At 71.1% G+C, this 20,154-nt stretch carries 18 protein-coding genes and 1 tRNA gene; 10 read left to right on the top strand and 9 right to left on the bottom strand.

The features are described from left to right. Nucleotides 1–57: 57 nt before the first annotated feature. From treY to thpR, 3 genes are all read right to left on the bottom strand, one after another. Complete coding sequence (gene treY / locus V8J39_RS20110) at nucleotides 58–2,343, bottom strand: malto-oligosyltrehalose synthase (protein WP_336462758.1); 2,286 nt, start codon at nucleotides 2,341–2,343, stop codon at nucleotides 58–60. Beyond that, nucleotides 2,340–4,274, bottom strand: a complete 1,935-nt coding sequence (gene treZ, locus V8J39_RS20105) for a malto-oligosyltrehalose trehalohydrolase (protein ID WP_336462757.1) — start codon at nucleotides 4,272–4,274, stop codon at nucleotides 2,340–2,342. The genes treY and treZ overlap by 4 nt, the downstream gene beginning before the upstream one ends. Nucleotides 4,275–4,416: 142 nt before the next feature. After that, nucleotides 4,417–4,956, bottom strand: a complete 540-nt coding sequence (thpR, locus tag V8J39_RS20100; protein WP_336462756.1) for an RNA 2',3'-cyclic phosphodiesterase — start codon at nucleotides 4,954–4,956, stop codon at nucleotides 4,417–4,419. Between the two features lie 123 nt (nucleotides 4,957–5,079). Here thpR and V8J39_RS20095 point away from each other — a divergent pair, with 123 nt between their 5' ends. From V8J39_RS20095 to glnT, 4 genes are all read left to right on the top strand, one after another. Next, on the top strand, nucleotides 5,080–5,964 hold the full coding sequence (locus tag V8J39_RS20095) for a class II glutamine amidotransferase (protein WP_336462755.1): 885 nt from the start codon (nucleotides 5,080–5,082) through the stop codon (nucleotides 5,962–5,964). Further along, on the top strand, nucleotides 5,964–6,647 hold the full coding sequence (locus tag V8J39_RS20090) for a GXGXG domain-containing protein (RefSeq protein ID WP_336462754.1): 684 nt from the start codon (nucleotides 5,964–5,966) through the stop codon (nucleotides 6,645–6,647). The genes V8J39_RS20095 and V8J39_RS20090 overlap by 1 nt, the downstream gene beginning before the upstream one ends. Nucleotides 6,648–6,668: 21 nt before the next feature. Beyond that, complete coding sequence (locus V8J39_RS20085) at nucleotides 6,669–7,994, top strand: FMN-binding glutamate synthase family protein (protein ID WP_336462753.1); 1,326 nt, start codon at nucleotides 6,669–6,671, stop codon at nucleotides 7,992–7,994. Between the two features lie 108 nt (nucleotides 7,995–8,102). Further along, nucleotides 8,103–9,404, top strand: coding sequence for a type III glutamate--ammonia ligase (glnT, locus tag V8J39_RS20080; RefSeq protein ID WP_336462752.1), 1,302 nt, complete (start codon nucleotides 8,103–8,105; stop codon nucleotides 9,402–9,404). Between the two features lie 544 nt (nucleotides 9,405–9,948). On the opposite strand, the gene V8J39_RS20075 is transcribed toward glnT, so the two are convergent. The 4 genes from V8J39_RS20075 to V8J39_RS20060 form a co-directional block, all read right to left on the bottom strand. Next, complete coding sequence (locus V8J39_RS20075) at nucleotides 9,949–11,001, bottom strand: 2,3-butanediol dehydrogenase (protein ID WP_336462751.1); 1,053 nt, start codon at nucleotides 10,999–11,001, stop codon at nucleotides 9,949–9,951. Between the two features lie 82 nt (nucleotides 11,002–11,083). After that, nucleotides 11,084–12,883 carry an NAD(P)/FAD-dependent oxidoreductase gene (locus V8J39_RS20070; protein WP_336462750.1) on the bottom strand — a complete coding sequence of 600 codons (1,800 nt, stop codon included), beginning with the start codon at nucleotides 12,881–12,883 and terminating at the stop codon, nucleotides 11,084–11,086. A gap of 323 nt (nucleotides 12,884–13,206) precedes the next feature. Then, nucleotides 13,207–14,958 (bottom strand): sigma-54-dependent Fis family transcriptional regulator, encoded by a 1,752-nt coding sequence (locus V8J39_RS20065; RefSeq protein WP_336462749.1) that lies wholly within the window; start codon nucleotides 14,956–14,958, stop codon nucleotides 13,207–13,209. A 176-nt stretch (nucleotides 14,959–15,134) separates the two neighbouring features. Next, the gene (locus V8J39_RS20060; protein ID WP_336462748.1) at nucleotides 15,135–15,659 is read right to left on the bottom strand and encodes a hypothetical protein; all 525 of its coding nucleotides are present in this window, start codon (nucleotides 15,657–15,659) and stop codon (nucleotides 15,135–15,137) included. Between the two features lie 524 nt (nucleotides 15,660–16,183). On the opposite strand from V8J39_RS20060, the gene V8J39_RS20055 reads away from it, so the two are divergent. The 4 genes from V8J39_RS20055 (at nucleotide 16,184) to V8J39_RS20040 (ending at nucleotide 17,354) form a co-directional block, all read left to right on the top strand. Further along, nucleotides 16,184–16,390, top strand: coding sequence for a cold-shock protein (locus V8J39_RS20055; protein ID WP_336462747.1), 207 nt, complete (start codon nucleotides 16,184–16,186; stop codon nucleotides 16,388–16,390). Between the two features lie 62 nt (nucleotides 16,391–16,452). Further along, nucleotides 16,453–16,626 carry a hypothetical protein gene (locus V8J39_RS20050; RefSeq protein WP_336462746.1) on the top strand — a complete coding sequence of 58 codons (174 nt, stop codon included), beginning with the start codon at nucleotides 16,453–16,455 and terminating at the stop codon, nucleotides 16,624–16,626. Between the two features lie 93 nt (nucleotides 16,627–16,719). Then, complete coding sequence (locus V8J39_RS20045; RefSeq protein ID WP_336462745.1) at nucleotides 16,720–16,896, top strand: hypothetical protein; 177 nt, start codon at nucleotides 16,720–16,722, stop codon at nucleotides 16,894–16,896. A gap of 206 nt (nucleotides 16,897–17,102) precedes the next feature. Next, on the top strand, nucleotides 17,103–17,354 hold the full coding sequence (locus tag V8J39_RS20040; protein ID WP_336462744.1) for a DUF982 domain-containing protein: 252 nt from the start codon (nucleotides 17,103–17,105) through the stop codon (nucleotides 17,352–17,354). 651 nt (nucleotides 17,355–18,005) lie between these two features. On the opposite strand, the gene V8J39_RS20035 is transcribed toward V8J39_RS20040, so the two are convergent. Next, nucleotides 18,006–18,079: transfer RNA gene (locus V8J39_RS20035), tRNA-Cys, on the bottom strand. Nucleotides 18,080–19,037: 958 nt separating this feature from the next. Here V8J39_RS20035 and V8J39_RS20030 point away from each other — a divergent pair. Next, the gene (locus tag V8J39_RS20030; protein ID WP_336462743.1) at nucleotides 19,038–19,415 is read left to right on the top strand and encodes a hypothetical protein; all 378 of its coding nucleotides are present in this window, start codon (nucleotides 19,038–19,040) and stop codon (nucleotides 19,413–19,415) included. Then, a complete protein-coding gene (locus V8J39_RS20025) occupies nucleotides 19,415–19,804 on the top strand; it encodes a DUF6941 family protein (protein ID WP_336462742.1) in 390 nt (129 codons plus the stop codon). Before V8J39_RS20030 ends, V8J39_RS20025 begins: the two co-directional genes overlap by 1 nt. A gap of 75 nt (nucleotides 19,805–19,879) precedes the next feature. On the opposite strand, the gene V8J39_RS20020 is transcribed toward V8J39_RS20025, so the two are convergent. After that, nucleotides 19,880–20,101, bottom strand: a complete 222-nt coding sequence (locus V8J39_RS20020; RefSeq protein ID WP_336462741.1) for a hypothetical protein — start codon at nucleotides 20,099–20,101, stop codon at nucleotides 19,880–19,882. Nucleotides 20,102–20,154: the final 53 nt, after the last annotated feature.

Here is a 20,154-nt window from a genome sequence, read left to right as displayed (position 1 = left end):
TCCCCCCCGGGCCCGTGCCGGGCCTCCCCCCGGGATATTTCGGCCAAGGCGAAAGGGTCAGGCGAGCGCGGCCTGCGGCGCCTTCAGGGTGACGACCTCGGGCAGCGGGCGCGACAGGTCGATGTCGATCAGCGCCGCGTGCCGGCCCGCGCCGCGGCGCAGGCGCCAGCGGTGCGGCGCCGGCGTCTCGAGCGTGACCGGGGCGGCGAGAAACAGCGCCGGCGCGGCGGCGCGCATCGCCATCAGGTCGGCGAGCAGGCAGGCCTTGAGCCGGGCGAAGCCGGACTTCGGCCCCTCGAGCGCGGCCAGATCGACCGGCAGGCGGTTGTCGGGATCGGTCAGGCCGAAGGCGCCGGTCTCGGTGCCGCGGTACAGGTCGGGCAGCCCCGGCATCGCGAGTTTGAGCGCGAGCTGCGCCAGCGACAGCGCCTCGGCCCGCGCCGAGAGCCGCAGCAGCGCCGCCGGCGGCTCGGCCGACCAGTCGGCGATCAGCGCGCGGGCGCAGGCCAGCACCGGCTCTTCGGCCTTCTCGTCGGGATAGGGCCAGAAGGTGACCTGCTTGGCCTCGCGCAGCGCCTTTTCCATGTGCCCGGCCAGCCGGTCCGCGAGGTCCTCGCGCCCGGGCTCCCAGATCGCTACCGCGCTTTGCACCAGATACCACAGCGTCGCGCGCGGCACCTCGGCCGCCTCGGGGCGGGCGCGGCTGGCGCGGTAGAGCGACTGGAAGTCGTCGGGCAGGTGCCCGATCGCGACGAGCCGCATCCGCGCATCCTCGGAGCGCTTGGTGTCATGCGACGAGGTCAGCGTCAGCGCCGCAGGCCACAGGCTTGCCCGCGTCTCGCAGAAGGCCGCGAACTCGCCCGGGCCCAGGCAGGGCTCGTCGGGTTCGGCACCGACCTCGTTCGCGGCAAGGTAGGGGGTGTGGCGGAAGCCCGCGGTATCCTCGAGCGACTTGGCGATCAGCGCGCCCGAGACCTGCTGGAACCGGCAGGCGAGCGCGCGCGCCTCGGGCGTGTCGCCGGCGCACATCGCCGCGGCCAGCGCGCGCAGCACCCTGTCGCTGCGCAGCCCCTGCCCGGCACGGTCGGCGACCTCGTCCCAGAGCGCGCGATCCTCGGGGCGGGCGCTGCCGCCGGCGAAATAGGTGCGATAGCGCGGCATCGCCACCAGCAGCGCCAGCATCGCCTCGCGCAAAGCCTCGGGCCCGGCCTCGAGATGCGGGATCGCCGCCGCCGCCGCATCCGCGAGCGTCGTCAGCTGCACCAGCTCCGCCGAAAGGTCGCGGCGGATCACCTCGTTCTTGGCCAGGGTCAGCGCCGCGTGGAAATCGCCGGTCTCGCCGGTCTCGGCCCGCCAGAGCGCGGTCAGCCGCGCCACGCCCTCGGGATCGGCCAGAAGCCCCGCGATCGCCCGGCCCGCCTCGTAGCCGGTGGTGCCGACCACCGGCCAGTCGGGATCGAGTGCCTCGTCGCCCGACAGGATCTTCTCGACCCAGACCGGGCAGCCGGCCAGCCGCGCCGTCAGCCGCTCGAGATAGCCCGCCGGATCGGCGAGGCCGTCGACATGGTCGACCCGCAGCCCCTGCACCAGCCCGGCCTGCACCAGGTCGAAGATCAGGGCGTGCATGTCCTCGAACACCGCCGGGTCCTCGATCCGCATGCCGATCAGCGAGGTCACGTTGAAGAAGCGCCGGTGGGTGATCGCGTCGCGCTCCATCTCCCAATGCGCCAGCCGCCAGGGCTGCGCCGCGACCAGCGCGTGCACCGCCGCGGCGTCGAGCGGCCCGGGCGCCGGCGCCCCGGCGGGCGCGAGCGGCACCGAGAGGCCGGCGAGGCGCAGCACCGGGCCGTCCGCCTCGGTGGCGACTTCGGCGGTCGCCTCCTCGAGCACGGCGTCGAGCGGCGCACCCAGCATCGGCAGCAGCAGCGGGCGCGACCAGTCGATGTCGAAATGCCCGGCGAAGCGGCTGGAGCGGCCGTGGCGCAGCACGTCGCGCAGCCAGGGATTCTCGAAGGTGAAGGCGGTGTGGTTCGGCACGATGTCGAGGATCACCCCGATCCGCAGCGCCGCCGCCGCGCGCGCGAGCCGCTCGAACCCCGCGCGGCCGCCGAGGGCGGGGTCGATCTCGTCGGGGCGGGTGACGTCGTAGCCATGGGTCGACCCGCTCTGGGCGGTGAAGACCGGCGAGAGGTAGAGGTGGCTGACGCCGAGCCCCGAGAGATAGGGCAGCCAGCGCTCCGCCTCGGCGAAGTCGACGCCGTCGCGCAGCTGCAGCCGGTAGGTGGCGGTGGCGTCGGCCAGCACGGCCGGCAGGCGGGTATGGGCAACGCTTTGGGCAATCATGACGGGGCTCCTGCGGGCATGGGCGACGGCAGCACGTGGCAATCGAAGGCATGGGCGACGGCATCGGCATCGTCCGCGCCGCCGGGGTCGGGGTTGGCACCGGGGCGGCCGATCGTGAACAGGCAGGTGGCGCCCGGCTCCAGTTCCGGCCCCGGCTCCGGTTCCGGCGCGGTCTCGGACGACGCGGCGACGCCGAGGCGGGCGCGGATCACCAGCGTGCCGGCGACGAAGGGCCAGCGCGCCTCGAGCGAGGCCGGCCCCGTCGCGCGCACCTGCGCCGGGCCGGCGCGGCCCGAGGCGACGAGCGGGACCACCGCCCGCGCGCGGGCGGCCAGCAGCCGGGCGGTCAGCGCGCGCCAGTCGGCCTGCCGCCCGGGGTCGCCGCGATAGGGGCGCGACATCTCGAAGGTGGCCGGCGCGATCGGGTCCGGCACCTCGGCGCCGAAGCCCTTGAAGCGCGCGAATTCCGCTTGCCGGCCCTTGCGCGTGGCCGAGGCCAGCGGCTCGGGGAAGTCGGCGAAGAAGCAGAACGGCGCGGTCTCGCCCGCCTCCTCGCCCATGAACAGCATCGGGATGTAGGGCGAGAGCAGCAGCAGCGCATGGGCGACGCGCGCCGCCTCGTCCCCCGCCAGCGCGATCAGCCGGTCGCCCCGGGCGCGGTTGCCGACCTGGTCATGGGTCTGGTTGGCGATCACGAAGGCCTCGGGCGGCAGGTGGGCCGAGGGCTCGCCCCGCGGCTCGGCGCCCGCCGGGCGGGGCTGGCCCTGGTCGACCTGCCCCTCGGCCAGCGCCAGCACCAGGTCGGCCATCGGATCGGCGGCGAAGGGGGCGTAATAGCCTTCGTCCTCGCCGGTCAGCAGGCAGTGCAGCGCGTGGTGATAGTCGTCGTTCCACTGCGCGTCATGGGCCCCGGTGACGGGATCGACGGGGTCGGCAAGGTTGCGCTCGTCCTCGAGGATGGTCCAGATCTCGCGCCCGGCGCCCGCGGCCCGGGCGGTCGCGGCGATCTCGTCCAGGATGTGGGGATCGGTCGCGTCGACGATCTGATGGGCGGCATCGATGCGCAGCCCGTCGACATGGTAGTCGCCCACCCACATCGCGACGTTCGACAGCACGAAGTCGCGCACCGGCGCCCGGCCGAAGGCGATGCCCGCGCCCCAGGGGGTGTGGCGGCCCTCGTCGAAGAAATCGGGCGCGATCTCGTGCAGGTAGGCGCCGTCGGGGCCGAAGTGGTTGTAGACCACGTCGAGGATCACGGCGATCCCGGCCGCATGGGCGGCGGCGACCAGCGCGGCGAAATCGGCGGGCGTGCCATAGGCCGGGTGCGGCGCGAAGGGCAGCACGCCGTCATAGCCCCAGCCGCGGGTGCCGGTGAACTGGCCGATCGGCATCACCTCGATCGCGGTGATGCCCAGGGCGGCGATCTCCGGCATCCGGGCGGCGGCGGCGGCGAAGGTGCCCTCGGGGGTGAAGAGGCCGACGTGGATCTCGAGGATCGCGGCCTCGGTCCAGGGGCGGCCGCGCCACGCGGCCTCGGTCGCGGGCCAGTCGAAGGCGGTGCGCACCAGCCGCGAGCGGCCGTGCACGTCGCCCGCCTGTGCCCGCGCCGCCGGGTCGGGCCGCGGCCCCTGCCCCAGGTCGAAGGCGTAGGCCGTGCCCTCGGGCGCGGTGACAAGGGCCGAGTACAGCCCCGCGCCCAGCGCCCGCATCGTCTGGCGCCGCTCGCCAAGCAGCAGCTCGGGCGCGGCATGGCCCGGGGCCCAGAGGCGGATGTCCCATGCCGCGTCGGCCGGGGTGGCGCCGGCCCCGGTCCCGGGCGGGGCGACGGGCAGCGCGACGGGCAGCGCGCCCCAGTGGCGCGGCCGCTCGGCGGCCGAAGCGGCAGGCGCGGTCGAACTCACGGTCGAACTCTGGCGGGCGGTCAGGTTCATGGGATCTCGATGTGCGGGGGGTTCCGTCGCTTCGGGAAACAATCCAGAGCGGCAACGGTTCCGCCGCGTCAGCGAAATCCCGCGACCCCGCCCGCCAGCGACCCCGCCAGCGCGCCTTGCGGCGCGCAGCGGCGGCGGCAGGTCAGGACACCGGCAGGACCAGAGGGTAGTCCACCAGACGCTCGTACTGCGCGCCCTCGGGGCGCAGCCACGAGCGATAGAGCCCGAAGCGCGCCGGCGCGACCGGCGGCGGCGCGAGGCCGACATGCGCGGCCAGCGCCGTTTCCAGCCGCGGCGTCATCCGCGGCGCGCGGCCCAGCGTCACGTGCGGGCGGAAGCGGCGGCGCGGCAGGGCGAGCCCTGCCCCCGCAAGCCGCGACCCCAGCCGGTGGTGCAGGTCCGACAGGCCCGGGTCGGGCGCCACCACCGCGTGCAGCGACAGGCCGCGGCCCGCGGGAAAGCTGCCCAGCCCGTCAAGGCGCAGCCGCACCGGCCCCGCCAGAAGGCCCTCGGCCGCGCGCGCGGCCTCTTCGGCCATCGCGTCGTCGAGCTCGCCCAGGAAGTGCAGCGTCAGGTGCAGCGAGTCGGGATCGACCGGGCGCAGGTCCGGCAGGGCGAAGGCGATGTCGCCCAGCTGGTCGGCGAGCCGCCCGGGCAGCGGAAGGGCGAAGAACAGGCGCATGTGCCGAATTTAGTGGCAGCCGGGGCTTTTCGACAGGGGCCGGCCACTTTGGAAATATTTTTTCTTGAAGGGAAAAATGGGCGCGGCGAGCCTGCGCAGGAACCGAGCGGCAGGAGCGGACCCATGTGCGGGATCGTCGGGCTTTACCTGAAGAATGACGCGCTGCAGCCCCGGCTGGGGGCGATGCTGGCGGGAATGCTGATCACGATGTCGGACCGCGGCCCCGACAGCGCCGGCATCGCGATCTACGGCACGCCTGGCGCGGGCGACAAGGTGACGCTGCAATCGGACGATCCCGCCGCCTTCGCGGGACTGGCCGAGGCGATGGGCGCGGCGCTCGGCGCCGGGGTGACGGTGCGGATCGTGGCCACCCATGCCGTCGTCACCGTGCCCGACGGGCGCGCCCCCGAGGCCGCCGCCTGGGCCGAAGCGCGCGGCCTGCGCGTCATGGGCACCGGGGCAGCGATGGAGATCTTCAAGGAAACCGGCAGCCCCCGCGCCGTCGCCGAGCGCTTCGGCCTGGCCGGGATGGCCGGCACGCACGGGATCGGCCACACCCGGATGGCCACGGAATCGGCGGTGACAACGCTCGGGGCGCATCCGTTCTCGACCGCGGCGGACCAGTGCCTCGTGCACAACGGCTCGCTCTCGAACCACAACGCCATGCGCCGCAGGCTTGCCCGCAAGGGCTTCCGGACCCGCACCGAGAACGACACCGAGGTCGCGGCGGCCTACATCTCGTCGCGCATCGCGGGCGGCGAGAGCCTTGGTCAAGCGCTGGAGGGCACGCTCGCCGATCTCGACGGCTTCTTCACCTTCGTCACCGGCACCCGGACCGGCTTCGGCGTCGTGCGCGACCCGATCGCCTGCAAGCCCGCGGTGATGGCCGAGACCGGCGACTATGTCGCCTTCGCCAGCGAATACCGCGCGCTCGTGGACCTGCCCGGCATCGCCGACGCCCGGGTCTGGGAGCCCGAACCCGCCACCGTCTATTTCTGGGAACGCTGATGCAGAGGCTCGACATGGCCGTGACCCCGCTGCGCGAGGTCAACGCGACGTTGCAGGGCCTCGCGCCCGCCACCAACGAGACCGACTGGGTGATCGACAACCCGCGCGGATCGCATGCCGTCGCGGTCGGCCTGACCCAGCCGGTCAGCGTCACCGTCCGGGGCTCGACCGGGTATTACTGCGGCGGCATGAACCGGGCGGCGACGCTGCGGGTCGAGGGGTCCTGCGGGCCGGGCGTGGCCGAGAACATGATGTCGGGCACCGTCATCGTCGAGGGCGACGCGAGCCAGTACGCGGGCGCCACCGGCCGCGGCGGCCTTCTGGTCGTGCGCGGCAACGCCTCCAGCCGCTGCGGCATCTCGATGAAGGGCATCGAGATCGTGGTCGGCGGCAATGTCGGGCACATGTCGGCCTTCATGGCGCAGCGCGGCACGCTGGCCGTGCTGGGCGACGCCGGCGAGGCGCTGGGGGATTCGCTTTACGAGGCGCGGCTTTACGTGCGCGGGTCGGTGAAATCGCTGGGCGCGGACTGCGTGGAGAAGGAGATGCGGCCCGAACATCTCGCCCATCTGGCCGGCCTGCTGGAACGGGCGGGTTTCGACGCCGACCCGGCGCGGTTCCGCCGCTACGGCTCGGCCCGGGCGCTTTATCATTTCCACGTCGACCACGCCGGCCAGTACTGAGCCGGCAGAAGGATCCGCCCCGTGACCGACACCCCGCGCACCCTGCCCCGCCAAAGCTGGACCTTCTCGAACGAGGTCAATGCCGAGATCCGCCGCGCGGCGGCGACCGGCATCTACGACATCCGCGGCGGCGGCGCCAAGCGCCGGGTGCCGCATTTCGACGACCTGCTGTTCCTTGGCGCCTCGATGTCGCGCTACCCGCTCGAGGGCTATCGCGAACGCTGCGACACCCGAGTCACGCTGGGCACCCGCTTCGCGAAGACGCCCGTCCAGCTCGACATCCCGATCACCATCGCCGGGATGAGCTTCGGCGCGCTTTCGGCCAATGCCAAGGAGGCGCTGGGACGCGGCGCCACGCTGGCGGGCACCTCGACCACCACCGGCGACGGCGGCATGACCGAGGAGGAGCGCGGGCATTCGGCCAAGCTCGTCTACCAGTACCTGCCCTCGCGCTATGGCATGAACCCCGAGGACCTGCGCCGCGCCGACGCGATCGAGATCGTGGTCGGACAGGGCGCCAAGCCGGGGGGCGGCGGCATGCTGCTGGGCCAGAAGATCACCGAGCGGGTCGCGGGGATGCGCGACCTGCCGGTGGGGATCGACCAGCGCTCGGCCTGCCGGCACCCGGACTGGACCGGGCCCGACGATCTCGAGATCAAGATCCTCGAGCTGCGCGAGATCACCGGCTGGGAAAAGCCGATCTACGTCAAGGTCGGCGGCGCGCGGCCCTATTACGACACGGCGCTGGCGGTGAAGGCGGGCGCGGACGTGGTGGTGGTCGACGGGATGCAGGGCGGCACCGCCGCCACGCAGGACGTGTTCATCGAGAACGTCGGCCTGCCGACGCTGGCCTGCATCCGCCCGGCAGTGCGGGCGCTGCAGGATCTCGACATGCACCGCGAGGTGCAGCTGGTGGTCTCGGGCGGGATCCGCACCGGCGCCGACGTCGCCAAGGCGCTGGCGCTGGGGGCGGACGCGGTGTCGATCGGCACCGCCGCGCTGGTGGCGCTGGGCGACAACGACCCCGCGCACGAGGCCGAGTACCGCGCGATGGGCACCACGGCGGGCGCCTATGACGACTGGCACGAGGGGCGCGACCCGGCCGGCATCACCACGCAGGACCCCGCGCTTGCCGCGCGGCTCGACCCGGTCGAGGGCGGGCGGCGGCTGCGCAACTACCTGTCGGTGCTGACGCTGGAATGCCAGACCATCGCCCGTGCCTGCGGCAAGAGCCACGTGCACAACCTCGAGCCCGAGGACCTGTGCGCCCTGACGATCGAGGCCGCGGCGATGGCGGGCGTGCCGCTGGCGGGGACCGACTGGATCCCCGGTCGCGGCGGGATGTGAGACGGGACAAGGCCCGGGGCGCGGCTCTGCCTTAGGGGCGGTCTCTGGAACGGCGAACACGGTCGGGCGGGGCCAACCCGCCGGCGCAACTGCAACAGGGATGGACGGATGACGGATCTTGCGGCCTGGGCGCGCGCCTCCGGCGTGAAGTATTTCATGGTGTCCTACACCGATCTCTTCGGCGGCCAGCGCGCCAAGCTGGTGCCGACGCAGGCGATCGGCGCGATGCAGGCCGAAGGCGCGGGCTTCGCCGGCTTCGCCACCTGGCTCGACATGACGCCGGCGGATGCCGACATGATGGTCGTCCCCGATCCCGCGGGCCTGTTCCAGCTGCCCTGGAAGCCCGAGGTCGCCTGGGTCGCCGGCACCCCGATGATGGAGGGGGCCGAGGTCGCGCAGGCGCCGCGCAACGTGCTGCGCGCGCAGGTCGCGGCGGCGGCGGCGCAGGGTCTTGACGTCAAGACCGGGGTCGAGGCCGAGTTCTTCCTGCTGACGACCGACGGCGGCGCGATCTCGGACCCGGCCGACGATGCCCAGAAGCCCTGCTATGACCAGCAGGCGCTGATGCGCCGCTACGACGTCATCGCCGAGATCTGCGACCACATGCTGGCCCTGGGCTGGGGCGCCTACCAGAACGACCACGAGGATGCGAACGGCCAGTTCGAGATGAACTGGGCCTTCGACAGCGCGCTGGTGACGGCGGACCGGCACAGCTTCTTCAAGTTCATGGTGAAGTCGGTGGCCGAGGCGCACGGCCTGCGCGCGACCTTCATGCCCAAGCCCTTCGCCGGGCTCACCGGCAACGGCTGCCACGTCCATGTCTCGGCCTGGGACGGCGCGGGCGGCAACGCCTTCGCCGATCCTGCCGCCGACCTCGGCCTGGCGGCGCGGGGCCGCGCCTTCCTTGGCGGGATCATGGCCCATGCCGAGGCGATGGCCGCGATCACCAACCCCACCGTCAACAGCTACAAGCGGATCAACGCCCCGCGCACGGTCTCGGGCGCGACATGGTCGCCGAACACGATCAGCTGGACCGGCAACAACCGCACCCACATGGTCCGCGTCCCCGGCCCCGGGCGGTTCGAGCTGCGCCTGCCCGACGGCGCCGCGAACCCCTATCTGCTGCAGGCCGCGATCATCGCCGCGGGGCTCGACGGCATCGCGCGCGACGCCGACCCGGGGCCGCGGCTCGACATCGACATGTATGCCGAGGGCCACCGGGCCGAGGGCGTGCGCCGGCTGCCCCTGAACCTGCTCGACGCGGTGCGCGCCTTCGAGGCCGACGCGGGCTTCCGCGCCGCGCTGGGCGATGGGGTCGCGACGGCCTATGCCCGGCTGAAGCATGCCGAGTGGCAGAGCTATGCCGCGCATTTCACCGACTGGGAGCGCGCGCACACGCTCGACATCTGAGCGGCCGCCGCCTCGGGCGCGCGCCCCGGCACAGGGATCGCCGGATCACCCGGCGCGGCTGGCTGCCGGGCACCGCGGCCGCGCGGGCGGGCGCGGGGCCTTCGCCCGGCCCCGCCATCCGAAGCCTGGCCCACGCGCCAACAAGGATCGACGCAGCCCGTGCGGTTCCGCCCGTGCCCGAGCCGATGGAGCCCCGGTGACGAATGGACCACGCGGTCCGGGCAGCCGCGGAGCGTTGCGCGCTGACCACAGGGGATCGGGAACGACCGGTCTGTCATCCCGCGCCGGTGCCGCCGCGTGGTGCGGGCGCCCCGGTGCCAGCGTGGGCAGCGTCCGGCCCGCCCTCCCGCGGCGCAAGATCGCTCGCCTGCGGCGCAGGGGCGCCGGCCGCAGGCGACCGGCCGTGCGCCGCCGACGGCACGGGATCAGCGCCGTCGGCGCGGCCGACCGGCCGCGGACCGCGCCCCGCCCCGGGGCGGCGGTTCGGGAGGGGGGCGGGCATGACGGCGGCGGGCGGGCCCGGCGCCTCGCGGGCCCGCGGGTGTCAGCCGGCGCCCTCGACGAGGATCTTGACGTGGGATTTCTCGGCGACCAGCGCCTCGAAGCCCTCGGCCACGATGTCGTCGAGCGCGATGCGCTTCGTCACCAGCTTCTCGGCGCTGAAATAGCCCTGCGTCATCAGCTCCATCACCGCCGGGTAGACGTTGCGATAGGCGATGGTGCCCTGCAGCTGGCGTTCCTTCAGCACGACGGTGTTGGGGTGGAACGCGGCGTCCCCCTCCCAGATCGAAACGATCAGCACCTGCCCCTCGTGCCGGGTCGCGTCGATGCATTGCGGCAGGACCCGCGGCACCCCCGTCACCTCGAAGGCGACGTTCACGCCGCCCGTGGCCGCGCGGATCGCCGCGACGGCATCGCCGGCCGTCGGGTCGATCGCCGAGGTCGCGCCAAGCTCGAGCGCCTTCTGCCGCCGCACCCCGGACGGCTCGACCACGTGGATCTGCGCCGCGCCCGCGACGCGCAGGGCCTCGACGACCAGAAGCCCGATCGGCCCCGCACCGAACACCGCCGCCGTGTCGCCCGCGCGGATCTTCGACAGGCGCACCGCATGCAGCGCGACCGCCGCGGGCTCGACCAGCGCGCCCTGCTCCATCGACAGCGCGTCCGGCATCTTGTGCACCATCCGCGCCGGCACGACCGAATGCGCGGCAAAGCCGCCGTGACCGCCCGAGAGCCCGACGAAGCCGAGGCTGTCGCACAGGTTGTAGCGGCCCTCGTGGCAGGCCGGGCAGTCGCCGCAGGCGAAGATCGGCTCGATCGCGACCCGGTCGCCGACGGCCAGCCCGGTCACGCCGGCCCCCAGTTCGGCCACCGTGCCGCAGTATTCGTGGCCAAGGGTGATCGGCGCCTTGTCACGGCTCAGCGGATGCTCGGCCCCGACGGGAACGAAGATCGGCCCGGCGAGGTATTCGTGCAGGTCGCTGCCGCAGATCCCGGTCCAGGCGACCCTGACCTTGACCTCTCCGGGGCCGGGGACGGGTTCGGCCAGATCCTCGACGCGGATGTCCTTCACGCCGTGCCAACGTGCTGCTTTCATCTGTCTGTCTCCAAAAGTGTCCGGTAAGCGCGCGCCCGGCCACGCGGCGCGGGCGCGCAGGGTCGGCCTCAGCAGGTGGGCCTCACCTGAGGTGATGCACCTGCTGCAGGCCGTAGACCGGGGTCTCGATCCCCTCGAGCCGGGCCTTGAGCTGCAGCGCGAGGTAGAGCGAGTAGTGCCGCGACTGGTGCAGGTTGCCGCCCATGAACCACAGGTTCGGCACCTGCGTCGGCTTCCACATGTTGCGCTGCTCGCCCTCCCAGGGGCCGGGGTCCTTGGTGGTGTCGGACCCAAGGCCCCAGACCTTGCCGACGCGGTCGGCGACCTCCTGGCTGATCAGGTCCGCGGCCCAGCCGTTCATCGAGCCGAAGCCCGTGGCCATCACCACCAGGTCCGCCGGCAGCCGGGTGCCGTCCGCCAGCACCACGGCGTCGGGTTCGAACCGGTCGACCTGGCCCTTCACCAGCTTGACCTTGCCATCGATGATCAGCTGGCTCGCGCCGACGTCGATGTAATAGCCCGAGCCGCGGCGCAGGTACTTCATGAACAGCCCCGACCCGTCGTCGCCCCAGTCGAGGTCGAACCCCGCCTTCTCGAGCCCGGCGTAGAAATCGGCGTCGCGCGCGCGCATCCGGTCGTAGAGCGGGATCTGGAACTCGTGCATGATCCGGTAGGGCAGCGAGGCGAAGATCATGTCCGCCTTCTCGGTGGTGATGCCGTTCGCCAGCGCCTCTTCGGAGTAGAGCGCGCCGAGCCCGATCTCCATCAGGCTGTCCGAGCGCACGATGTGGGTCGAGGACCGCTGGACCATGGTCACGTCGGCATCGCCCTCCCACAGCGCGGCGCAGATGTCGTGGGCCGAGTTGTTGGAGCCGATGACCACCACCTTCTTGCCGGCCCAGTCGTCGGGGCCCTTGTGCTGCGAGGAATGCTGGATCGTGCCCTTGAAGCTGTCCATGCCGGGGAAGCTTGGCAGGTTCGGCTTGCCCGACATCCCGGTCGCGAAGATCAGCTGGGTGGGATGCAGGGTCACCGCCTCGCCGTCGCGGTCGACCTCGACCGTCCAGGTGCCGGCGGCCTCGTCGAAGGCGGCCTTCTTCACCTCGGATTTCGACCAGTAGGGGATCTCCATCACCTTGGTGTACATCTCGAGCCAGTCGCCGACCTTGTCCTTGGGGGTGAAGACCGGCCAGTTGTCGGGGAACTTGATGTAGGGCAGGTGGTCGTACCAGATCGGGTCATGCAGGCAGAGCGACTTGTAGCGCGACCGCCACTGGTCGCCGGGGCGTTCGTGCTTGTCGAGCACGATCGCCGGCACGCCCAGCTGGCGCAGCCGCGCGCCCAGCGCGATGCCGCCCTGCCCGCCGCCGACGATCACCGCATAGGGCTGGGTGTCGCGCCCGAGGCTCTGCTCCTCGGCCGCGCGCCGCTCCTTCCAGGTCAGGCGGTTCTTCTGCGCCCCGTGCTCGGCCCCCATCGGGCGGCGCGGGCCGCGGTTCTCCTCGAAGCCCTTGAGTTCCTGCAGGGCGGTCAGCAGCGTCCAGATCCGGTCGTCGCGCAGCCGCATCAGCCCCCAGCCGCGGCCCACGGCGGTCTCGAAGGTGATCCAGGCCGTGATCACGCCGCCGTCCTCGGCCGGCATCTCGCCGGGCTGGATGCGGAAGTCGCCGGGGCGGGTCCTGGCAAGCTGCGCCCCCAGCAGGTCGGCGACCCCGGCGGGCCCCTCGACCGTCTTCAGGTTCCAGCTGACAGCCACCAGGTCGCGCCAGTAGCTGTCCGTCGCGAACAGCTGCGCCGCCGCCTGCACGTCCCCCTCCTCCAGGGCGGCGTTCAGCCGGTTCAGCACGTCCTGCACGCGGGTCGTCACCGTTGAATCGAGCATCGCGACTCCTCCTCTTTCGCGTTGATCGGGGCGAGCATCGCGGGGCGCGGGCGGCGGTTCCACCGGGCGCGGCGCATCGCCTGCCCGAAAAGCGGGCGCCGCGACGCGGCATGTTGCGCGCGCAACGGCGTGCAACCGGCCGGGCCACCGGCCCCGCGGGCAGCGACGCGGCCGGTCGGGTCGGGTGGTCGGGTCGGGTGGTCGGGTCGGGTGGCGCGATCGGGCGGGACCGCCAGTCAGGACCGGCCGGCCCGGCGGGCGGATCACCCGGGCGTCTCGACCGTGCAGGCCTTGGGGGCAAGCGTCGCGGATGGGCCAGCCCGTCAGGCCGGCGGTTCCAGCCCGGCGCGGCGCAGGCGGCGCAGGACGGTCGAGCGGTTGACGCCCAGCCTGCGGGCGGCGCGCGACATGTTCCAGCCGCAGGCCTCCATCACCGCCTCCAGGTCCTCGTCGGGCGCGGGCGGATCGGCCTCGGCGCCCACCGGCGGCGGCAGGTCGTGCAGGTCGATCACCCGCGCATCGGCCAGCGCCACCGCGACGTCGAGCACCTGCGCAAGCTCGCGCAGATTGCCGGGCCAGGACCGGCCCAGCAGCCCCGCCCGGGCCGAGGGCGTCAGCCGCGTCTCCTCGGGCGCGCGGCGGCGCAGCAGCCGGTCGATCAGCCAGCCCAGATCCTGCCGCGCCCGCAGCGGCGGCAGCACCAGCACCGCGCCCGCAAGGCGGTGGAACAGCGTGCGCGGCAGGGCAAGCGTCGCCGGGGCGGCGGTGCAGGTGGCGATCGGCCGCAGCCCGCCCCGCGCGTCGAGGCAGGCCGCCAGCGCCGGCGCCGTGGCGGGGGGCAGGTCCTCGATCCGGCGCAGGAGCAGCGTCGCCGGACCATCGAGCGCCGCGATCGCCGCCCCGAGCCCCGCCGCCGTCAGCCCGGCGCAGTCCAGCGCGACGAAGCCGCCCCCCTGCCCCTGCATGTGGATCGCATGGGCAAGCTTGGTCTTGCCGGTGCCGGTCTCGCCGTGGATCAACAGCGGCACCGGCGTGGGCGCAAGCCGCGCCGCCTGCGCGATGAGCCGCGCCATCGCCGGGTCCTCGCCCGCCAGCGCCGCGAGCGGCCCGGCCGCGGTCACCGCCACCACGGACCCCGCCGCCGCGCGCGGCGCGACCCGCGGCGCCTGCGGCGCGATCGCGTGGCCAAACAGCGCGCCACCGTCGCGCAGCGCCACGATCCGGTCTTCGGTCGGGCGGTCGCGCATCAGCTCTGGCAGGTCGTCGACGCCGATGCCCATCACCTCGTCGATCCGCCGCCCGAGGATCGGCGCCCCGTCGGTGAACAGCCGGCGCGCGCCGCGCGTGTAGCCAAGCACCCGCCCCGCGCCGTCCAGCCGGACCGCGAACTCGGGATCGACATCGAGGAATTCGGGGCTGGAGGACAGCCGCAGCACCCAGTCGCGGCGGCTTTCGGCCATCAGGTTCGCCATCTCGACCCGGCGCGCGGCATTGGTCACAAGGCTCATCGCCAGCGTCTGGCTGCGCTTGGGCGCGGGCGAGCGCAGCAGCGAGATGTCGAGCACCGCCGCCAGCGCGCCGAGGCTGTCGAAGATCGGCGCGGCGGTGCAGCTGAGCGTGGTGTGGGCATTGCCGAAATGGTCGTCCTGATGGACGGTCACCGGCTCTTGCGTGACGATGCAGGCACCGACGCCGCAGGTGCCGGCAAGGTTCTCGGACCAGTTCGACCCGAGGTAGAGCCCCGCGCGCCGCAGCTCGTCGACGAAGAGATCGTCGCCGAAGAAGTCGACGCAGACGCCCTTGGCATCGGTCAGCAGCAGCACGTAGTTCTGCCCCGCGACCTGCCGGAACAGGCTTTGCAGGCTGCTGCGCGCGGCGCCGATCACCCATTCGGCCTGCTTGCGATGGTCGCGCAGCTCGGCCTCGGTGACGATATGGGCGGGGTCGCGGCGCATCGGGTCCATGCCGTAGACTTCGACGCAGCGCCGCCACGAGGCCGAGACGAAGCCGTCGCGCCCGGTCCGCGCCCCGTCGAGCACGCGCCCGATCTCTTCGACATGCTGCCGGTCACGCATGGCGCAAAGCCTCCCCGGCGCCAGCCTAGCACGGCGCGCCGGCCCGTCCGGGTCAGACTTTCGTCGCCCTCGGCGGCGCGTCGCCGCAGGGGTGCCTTTACAGGGGTGTCCCGGGCCGCGGCGCGCGGGCCGGTCCCGCACAGCCGGTCGTGGGCGGCCGGGCGCGGGCGGCCGGGTCAGTCGCGGGCGAAGGCGGCGTCGGGCAGGTACTTGCGGAAGCCGTGGAAGAAGATGTCGATCTCGAGCGCGAGCCCGGCCTCGAACTCGTTCAGCTCCCGCCCATTCCAGCGGTGCTGTTCAAGCCGGGCGAGGAAATCGCGGCGGGTCTGCTCGTCGCGCGGCTCGATCGGCAGCATCTCGAGCGCGCGCAGCAGGTCGATGCGCTTGTGCACCTCGCGCATGCCCGAGAACGCCTCCATCATCGGCCGGACCAGGCGCGGATCCGTCTGCCAGGACTGGCCGGCGAACACCTCCTGCACGACCCGGTTCCCGGCCCCGAGGCAGTCATAGGCGACGCAGCCGCGAAAGCCCTCCTGCGCCAGCCGGTCGTGGATGGTGCAGCTGTGGCCGGCAAGGTTGCGGCACGGCTCGCCCGGGTTCTTGTCGAAGGCGAAGTCCTCGCCCTCGTCGAAGGCCAGCGCGAGGCAGCACAGCGACGCGCATTTCGTACAATCGGTCTTGAGGTGATCGGTCTCAGGCATCGGGGCTGTCGATTTCCAATGGTCCGTCCGGGGCGTGATCCGCCCCCTATCCCGCGGAACGCCCGCAAAGCGCAAGGCCGCCGTCGCGCGCAGGCCCCGCGGGAGCGGGGCGGATCCCCCCGGCCGCGCCCGCAACGTCCCGGCTTCGGCGAGACTGTACCCGGCATCGCGTGACGGGCGCGGGACTGGCCGGCCAACGACACCCGCGAGCGGGGCCGCAGCCCGGGTCACGCAAACGGCCCGGCCCGCCCCGGCGCTTGCCGGATTTCCGCGCGTCCCGATCGCGGCAGAGGGCCGGTCAGCCGCCCGTTCCGTCACGTTCTTTCGGTCCGCGCGGCGCCCGGGCCGGGTTTTGAGCGAGAAAACCCTTGCTTTGTGCGCCCGGAGCCCCCATCTGTCGCGTGCTGATGTTTCTTCTCTTCGTAATGCTGGCGCCGGTGACACGGTTTCGGTTGATCGACTTGGATCGACTTTGCCGGGCTGTCGCGATCCTGCGGACAGCATTTACCAAGGAGACCACGGTTATGGCCAATGGCACCGTGAAATGGTTCAACGCCACCAAAGGCTTCGGCTTCATCCAGCCGGAAAACGGCCGCAAGGACATCTTCGTCCACATCTCGGCTCTCGAGCGTGCCGGCATCACCCGTCTCGATGACGGTCAGGCCGTGACCTTCGACATCGAGACCGGCCGCGACGGTCGCGAATCCGCCAGCAACCTGGCGCTGGCGTGAAAACGTCCCTGGAAGACCTGCTTGCAGGTCTTCCGCCCCAAGAGGGCAATGGCGGCCAGCCCTTGGCCGCCAGCATCGCCGCCGCTCGGCCGGCGCCATCTCTCCGCGAAACCCAGATCGACCGCACGACCGCCAATGCCCGGCGCGTCGTCGATGACGAGACGCTGCTGCGGGCCGAAAAGACCGCGGCGCTGAAAGCCGCGCGCGAGAAGCGCGATCTTCGCGGCGAGGGCTGATCGCCTTTCTGCGGTGCCTACCGATCACACGGCCCGCACCGCGATCCTCGACATGTCCGTGCGGGCATTCCGCAACGACATGAGGAGACGGCCATGGGGTATTCCACGCCGAAGAAGCAGCTTGATCTCAAGGAATTCCTGAGCACGCCTGCCAAGAAGAAGCCCTTCGTCCGCAACGCCGCGAAGGCCCGGCCCCGACCCGAGGCCGAGGCTGAAACCGGCGCCGAGTCCGGGGCCCCCGCCGCAAGCCCGGGCACGGACGCCACCTGAACAGCGCAGCCCGCGCGCGCGCCGCGCGCCGGGAGACCTGCGAATGGCCGCCCCCGATGACCGGGGTCGGCCGCCCCCTCTCATCCGACGGTCGGGATCGCGGCACGCGCCGCGCCCGGGCCGACGGCCCGAACCGGAAGATGACGGCCAGCCGCTGTCCAAGCAGGCCCGCCGCGCCCGGATCGATTGCACACAAGGATACAAGAATGATGGAAGTCCAATGGGGCGTCCCCGTCACCCTTCGCCAGCCGCAGGACGGCGCGATCGAGCGCTTCAGCACGATCGAGAAGGCTCGCTATTGGCTGCGGCGCAAGTGGCCGGTCGCCGATGGCGCCCGCCAGGTGGCGCTGGCCAGGGTCGAGACCGCGATGGCCTGCCTCGGCCCGGTCGAGGATGCCCGGCGTGCCTTCTGCCTCGCGGCGCTGTCCGCAGGCTTCGTCCCCGCCCTCGAGGGCTGAGCGGCCGAGGCTCCGACCTGACCTGCCCTGACATCATCGTCCGGGCGGCACCGGATCGCAGGGTCCCCGCACCTGCGGGCGTCGGCCCGCGGCCCGGGACCCGCCGCATGATCTTGCGCGACCTGTCCGATCGCGGCGATCAGATCACGCCCCCGGAGGGCGTTCCGACGAGGCGGCCCCGCGCTGCATCACCGCAACGACCATGCCGACCTCCATCGGTCACGCGGCTGACGAGAGGCTTGCGACCGGCACCGTCGGGCGGCACCCTTCGTCCCGGCCCGCCCGGTCGGGCGCAGCCCGTGCCACCGCAGCCGAGCGGCGCCCGGCGCCGCGCCGATCGACGATTTCGTCCTTGGCCGTTCATATCGGGCTTCCGGATGCCCGAGACGACGGTCGCGCCGGAGGGACATCCTTGCGCATCCGTCTAGGGCACAGGTCGCGCCGCCGATCTCGACCCCGACGCGCGCGCCGGTCCCCTGCCGAGCCTCTCTGGAGTGACCGGCATCTCGTCCGCAATCGACGATCAGTCCCCTGCCGGCCATGACGCCCCCCCCCGAGGGGTGCGCTTGCCCGGGCCAGCGGCAGCCACCGGCCCGACGCCACTGCGCGAGCCGCAGCCCGTCTGCGAAGGTCGATCTGTCTGGAAATGAGTGGAGGCGGGTACCGGAATCGAACCGGTCTTCACGGATTTGCAATCCGCTGCGTAACCTCTCCGCCAACCCGCCAGCCGACTGATTTTGCACCATTTTTAGCGATGCGCCCGAGGTCGCGGGCAAACGTCGCAGCAAGTCCCGCAACATTCTCGTGCTGTTTACGTTCTGTCCAGATCGCGCGCAAGGGGGCATTTCCGTCCTTACCCCGGCCGACGCCCCGCGGCATCAGTCCCCGCAGGCCCGTAGACGCGCGAATGCAACGGACTGCCGCGCCGCCCACACCTCGAGGAAATCTATCGCGCCCGGTGCCCGCCGTGGGAGCAAAGGCCGCATCGGGCGACTATTCCGTTGCTGGCAGCTACCGATCCTCTCAGTGTTGATCCGCACGAATCGCCTTGAGGACGGCAAAAGTTGATTTATATGTCAATTCGAGAGAAGGTGGTTGAGCTCCGAGATGCCGGCAGGCTCAGGTATGTTGGCTCACACATGAAGTCTAGGAGCGCGGAGAGACATGTTTTCTTAACTAAGCTTCTTTACGATCGTATGGCTGCGGCGTCGCGTGAAGATGGCGAAGAGGCAAAGTGCCTTCAGGGCATGGCTCAAGTGCTCGGTCAATTCTGCGCCGGCAATGTTGTGACGTTTGGCATGGACCCGAGCAAGAAGGCTGCCACAGCCATGATGGCTAGAGTTCGGCCAAGACGTCTGAACATGGTCGACTTTCGCTGCATGGCTCCGGTTCCCGGGATGCGACTGCTGGGGGGATTTAGCGAGCCAAACACTTTTATAGGCATACACTGCCACATGAAGGGCGACATGAGATCAGGCGTATTTACTGACATGGTGGAAAACGCGCGCTTGGAATGGGACAATCTGTTTGGGAGCAACCTTTCGCCGCTTCACTCCATCAATGCAACCGGATACGTTACAAAAAATGTTTACGCATGTTAAGCCCTCCGGGTCGAACCACATCAGCGATGCTGAGCTCCATGCTGCGGCTGTTCGGCTACGGGGAGAGATGCACAATTTGGTAATGACCGCGTTTCTGGAAAGTGGAGTTTCACAGAAGGTTATTGCGGCCCGCCTCAGAAAGAGCGCTTCGCAAGTAAGCAGATTACTTGGCGGCCCTGGGAATTGGACGATCGACATGGCCGCGCATCTCCTCTACGCCATTAATGGAAATGACATCGGCGTCTCCGAGACGGACCCATCATCTGGGCCAGTTTCAAACTTTTCGACACCGGAGTGGCTCCCGTCTGCACGGTACACCGAGCCACACACAGAAGATTTCTTCAAGGTACGCATTGCGGATATGCCGCACGGGAAAATAGAGAACCGGCGTGCCCAAGCTACCGGCACCGCGTCGGTGAAGCTAAACGTGTCCAGCGGCGTCGTTGAGGAGAGCGCCTGATGGCCGTCGCGTTTGAAGCAGCGATCCTTTGCGACGACATACGTCAAGAAGTAAACGGCAAGCAAATTCTCATAGGAGCCTATACGGGAAACATCATATTCAGCGGATTCCCCGCTGCCGGGCAGTTCTTTGTTTTTGCAAAGACCGAGTCACTGCCGGTTGGGCAGCACAGTCTTAGCGTGCGCCTTCGCTTTGCCAATAAAGATATTGGCACCGTTCAAGGAGAAGTTTCAATCGAAACCCAAGGCGGCCTATGGCTTCCCCTGAATACACCCCCAATTTCATTCCCAGGCGAAGGCGAATTGGAAGCGCAGTACATTGATTCAGAGGGCAAATGGATAACTTTCCTTTCGATTCCAATCCGAGGCGGACAAGTTCCGGGGACCTAAATCCTTAAATCTCTCAAAATATTTTAAGCCTGGAGCGATGCCCTCTCCGCATGGCAGCTGGCGCGAACTTCCGGATCACACCTCGATCACCGGCAACCCCACCACCTCGCGCGCTGGCCGCAGGCCCATCGACCCGCCCACCACACCGGTCAGCGCGATCATGTCCACTGCCCCGCGCCGGCCGCAAACCGAGCACCGCGCGCGCCGCAGCACCTCGTCACAGTGCAGCCAGCGCGACATGGCGACCGTGGCGCGGTGGCCGCAGGCACAGGTGATGAAGGCATAGCTCGGGCGCATGGCCCGTGATCGCGCGGCCAAGGGCGAGTCGGCAAGCGATGTTCTCCGATCGT

The organism is Frigidibacter sp. MR17.24, from assembly GCF_037095655.1.
Taxonomy (GTDB): Bacteria; Pseudomonadota; Alphaproteobacteria; order Rhodobacterales; family Rhodobacteraceae; genus Frigidibacter.
The sequence above is the reverse complement of the archived record's forward strand: the minus strand, read 5'-3'. Positions and strand labels throughout refer to the sequence as shown.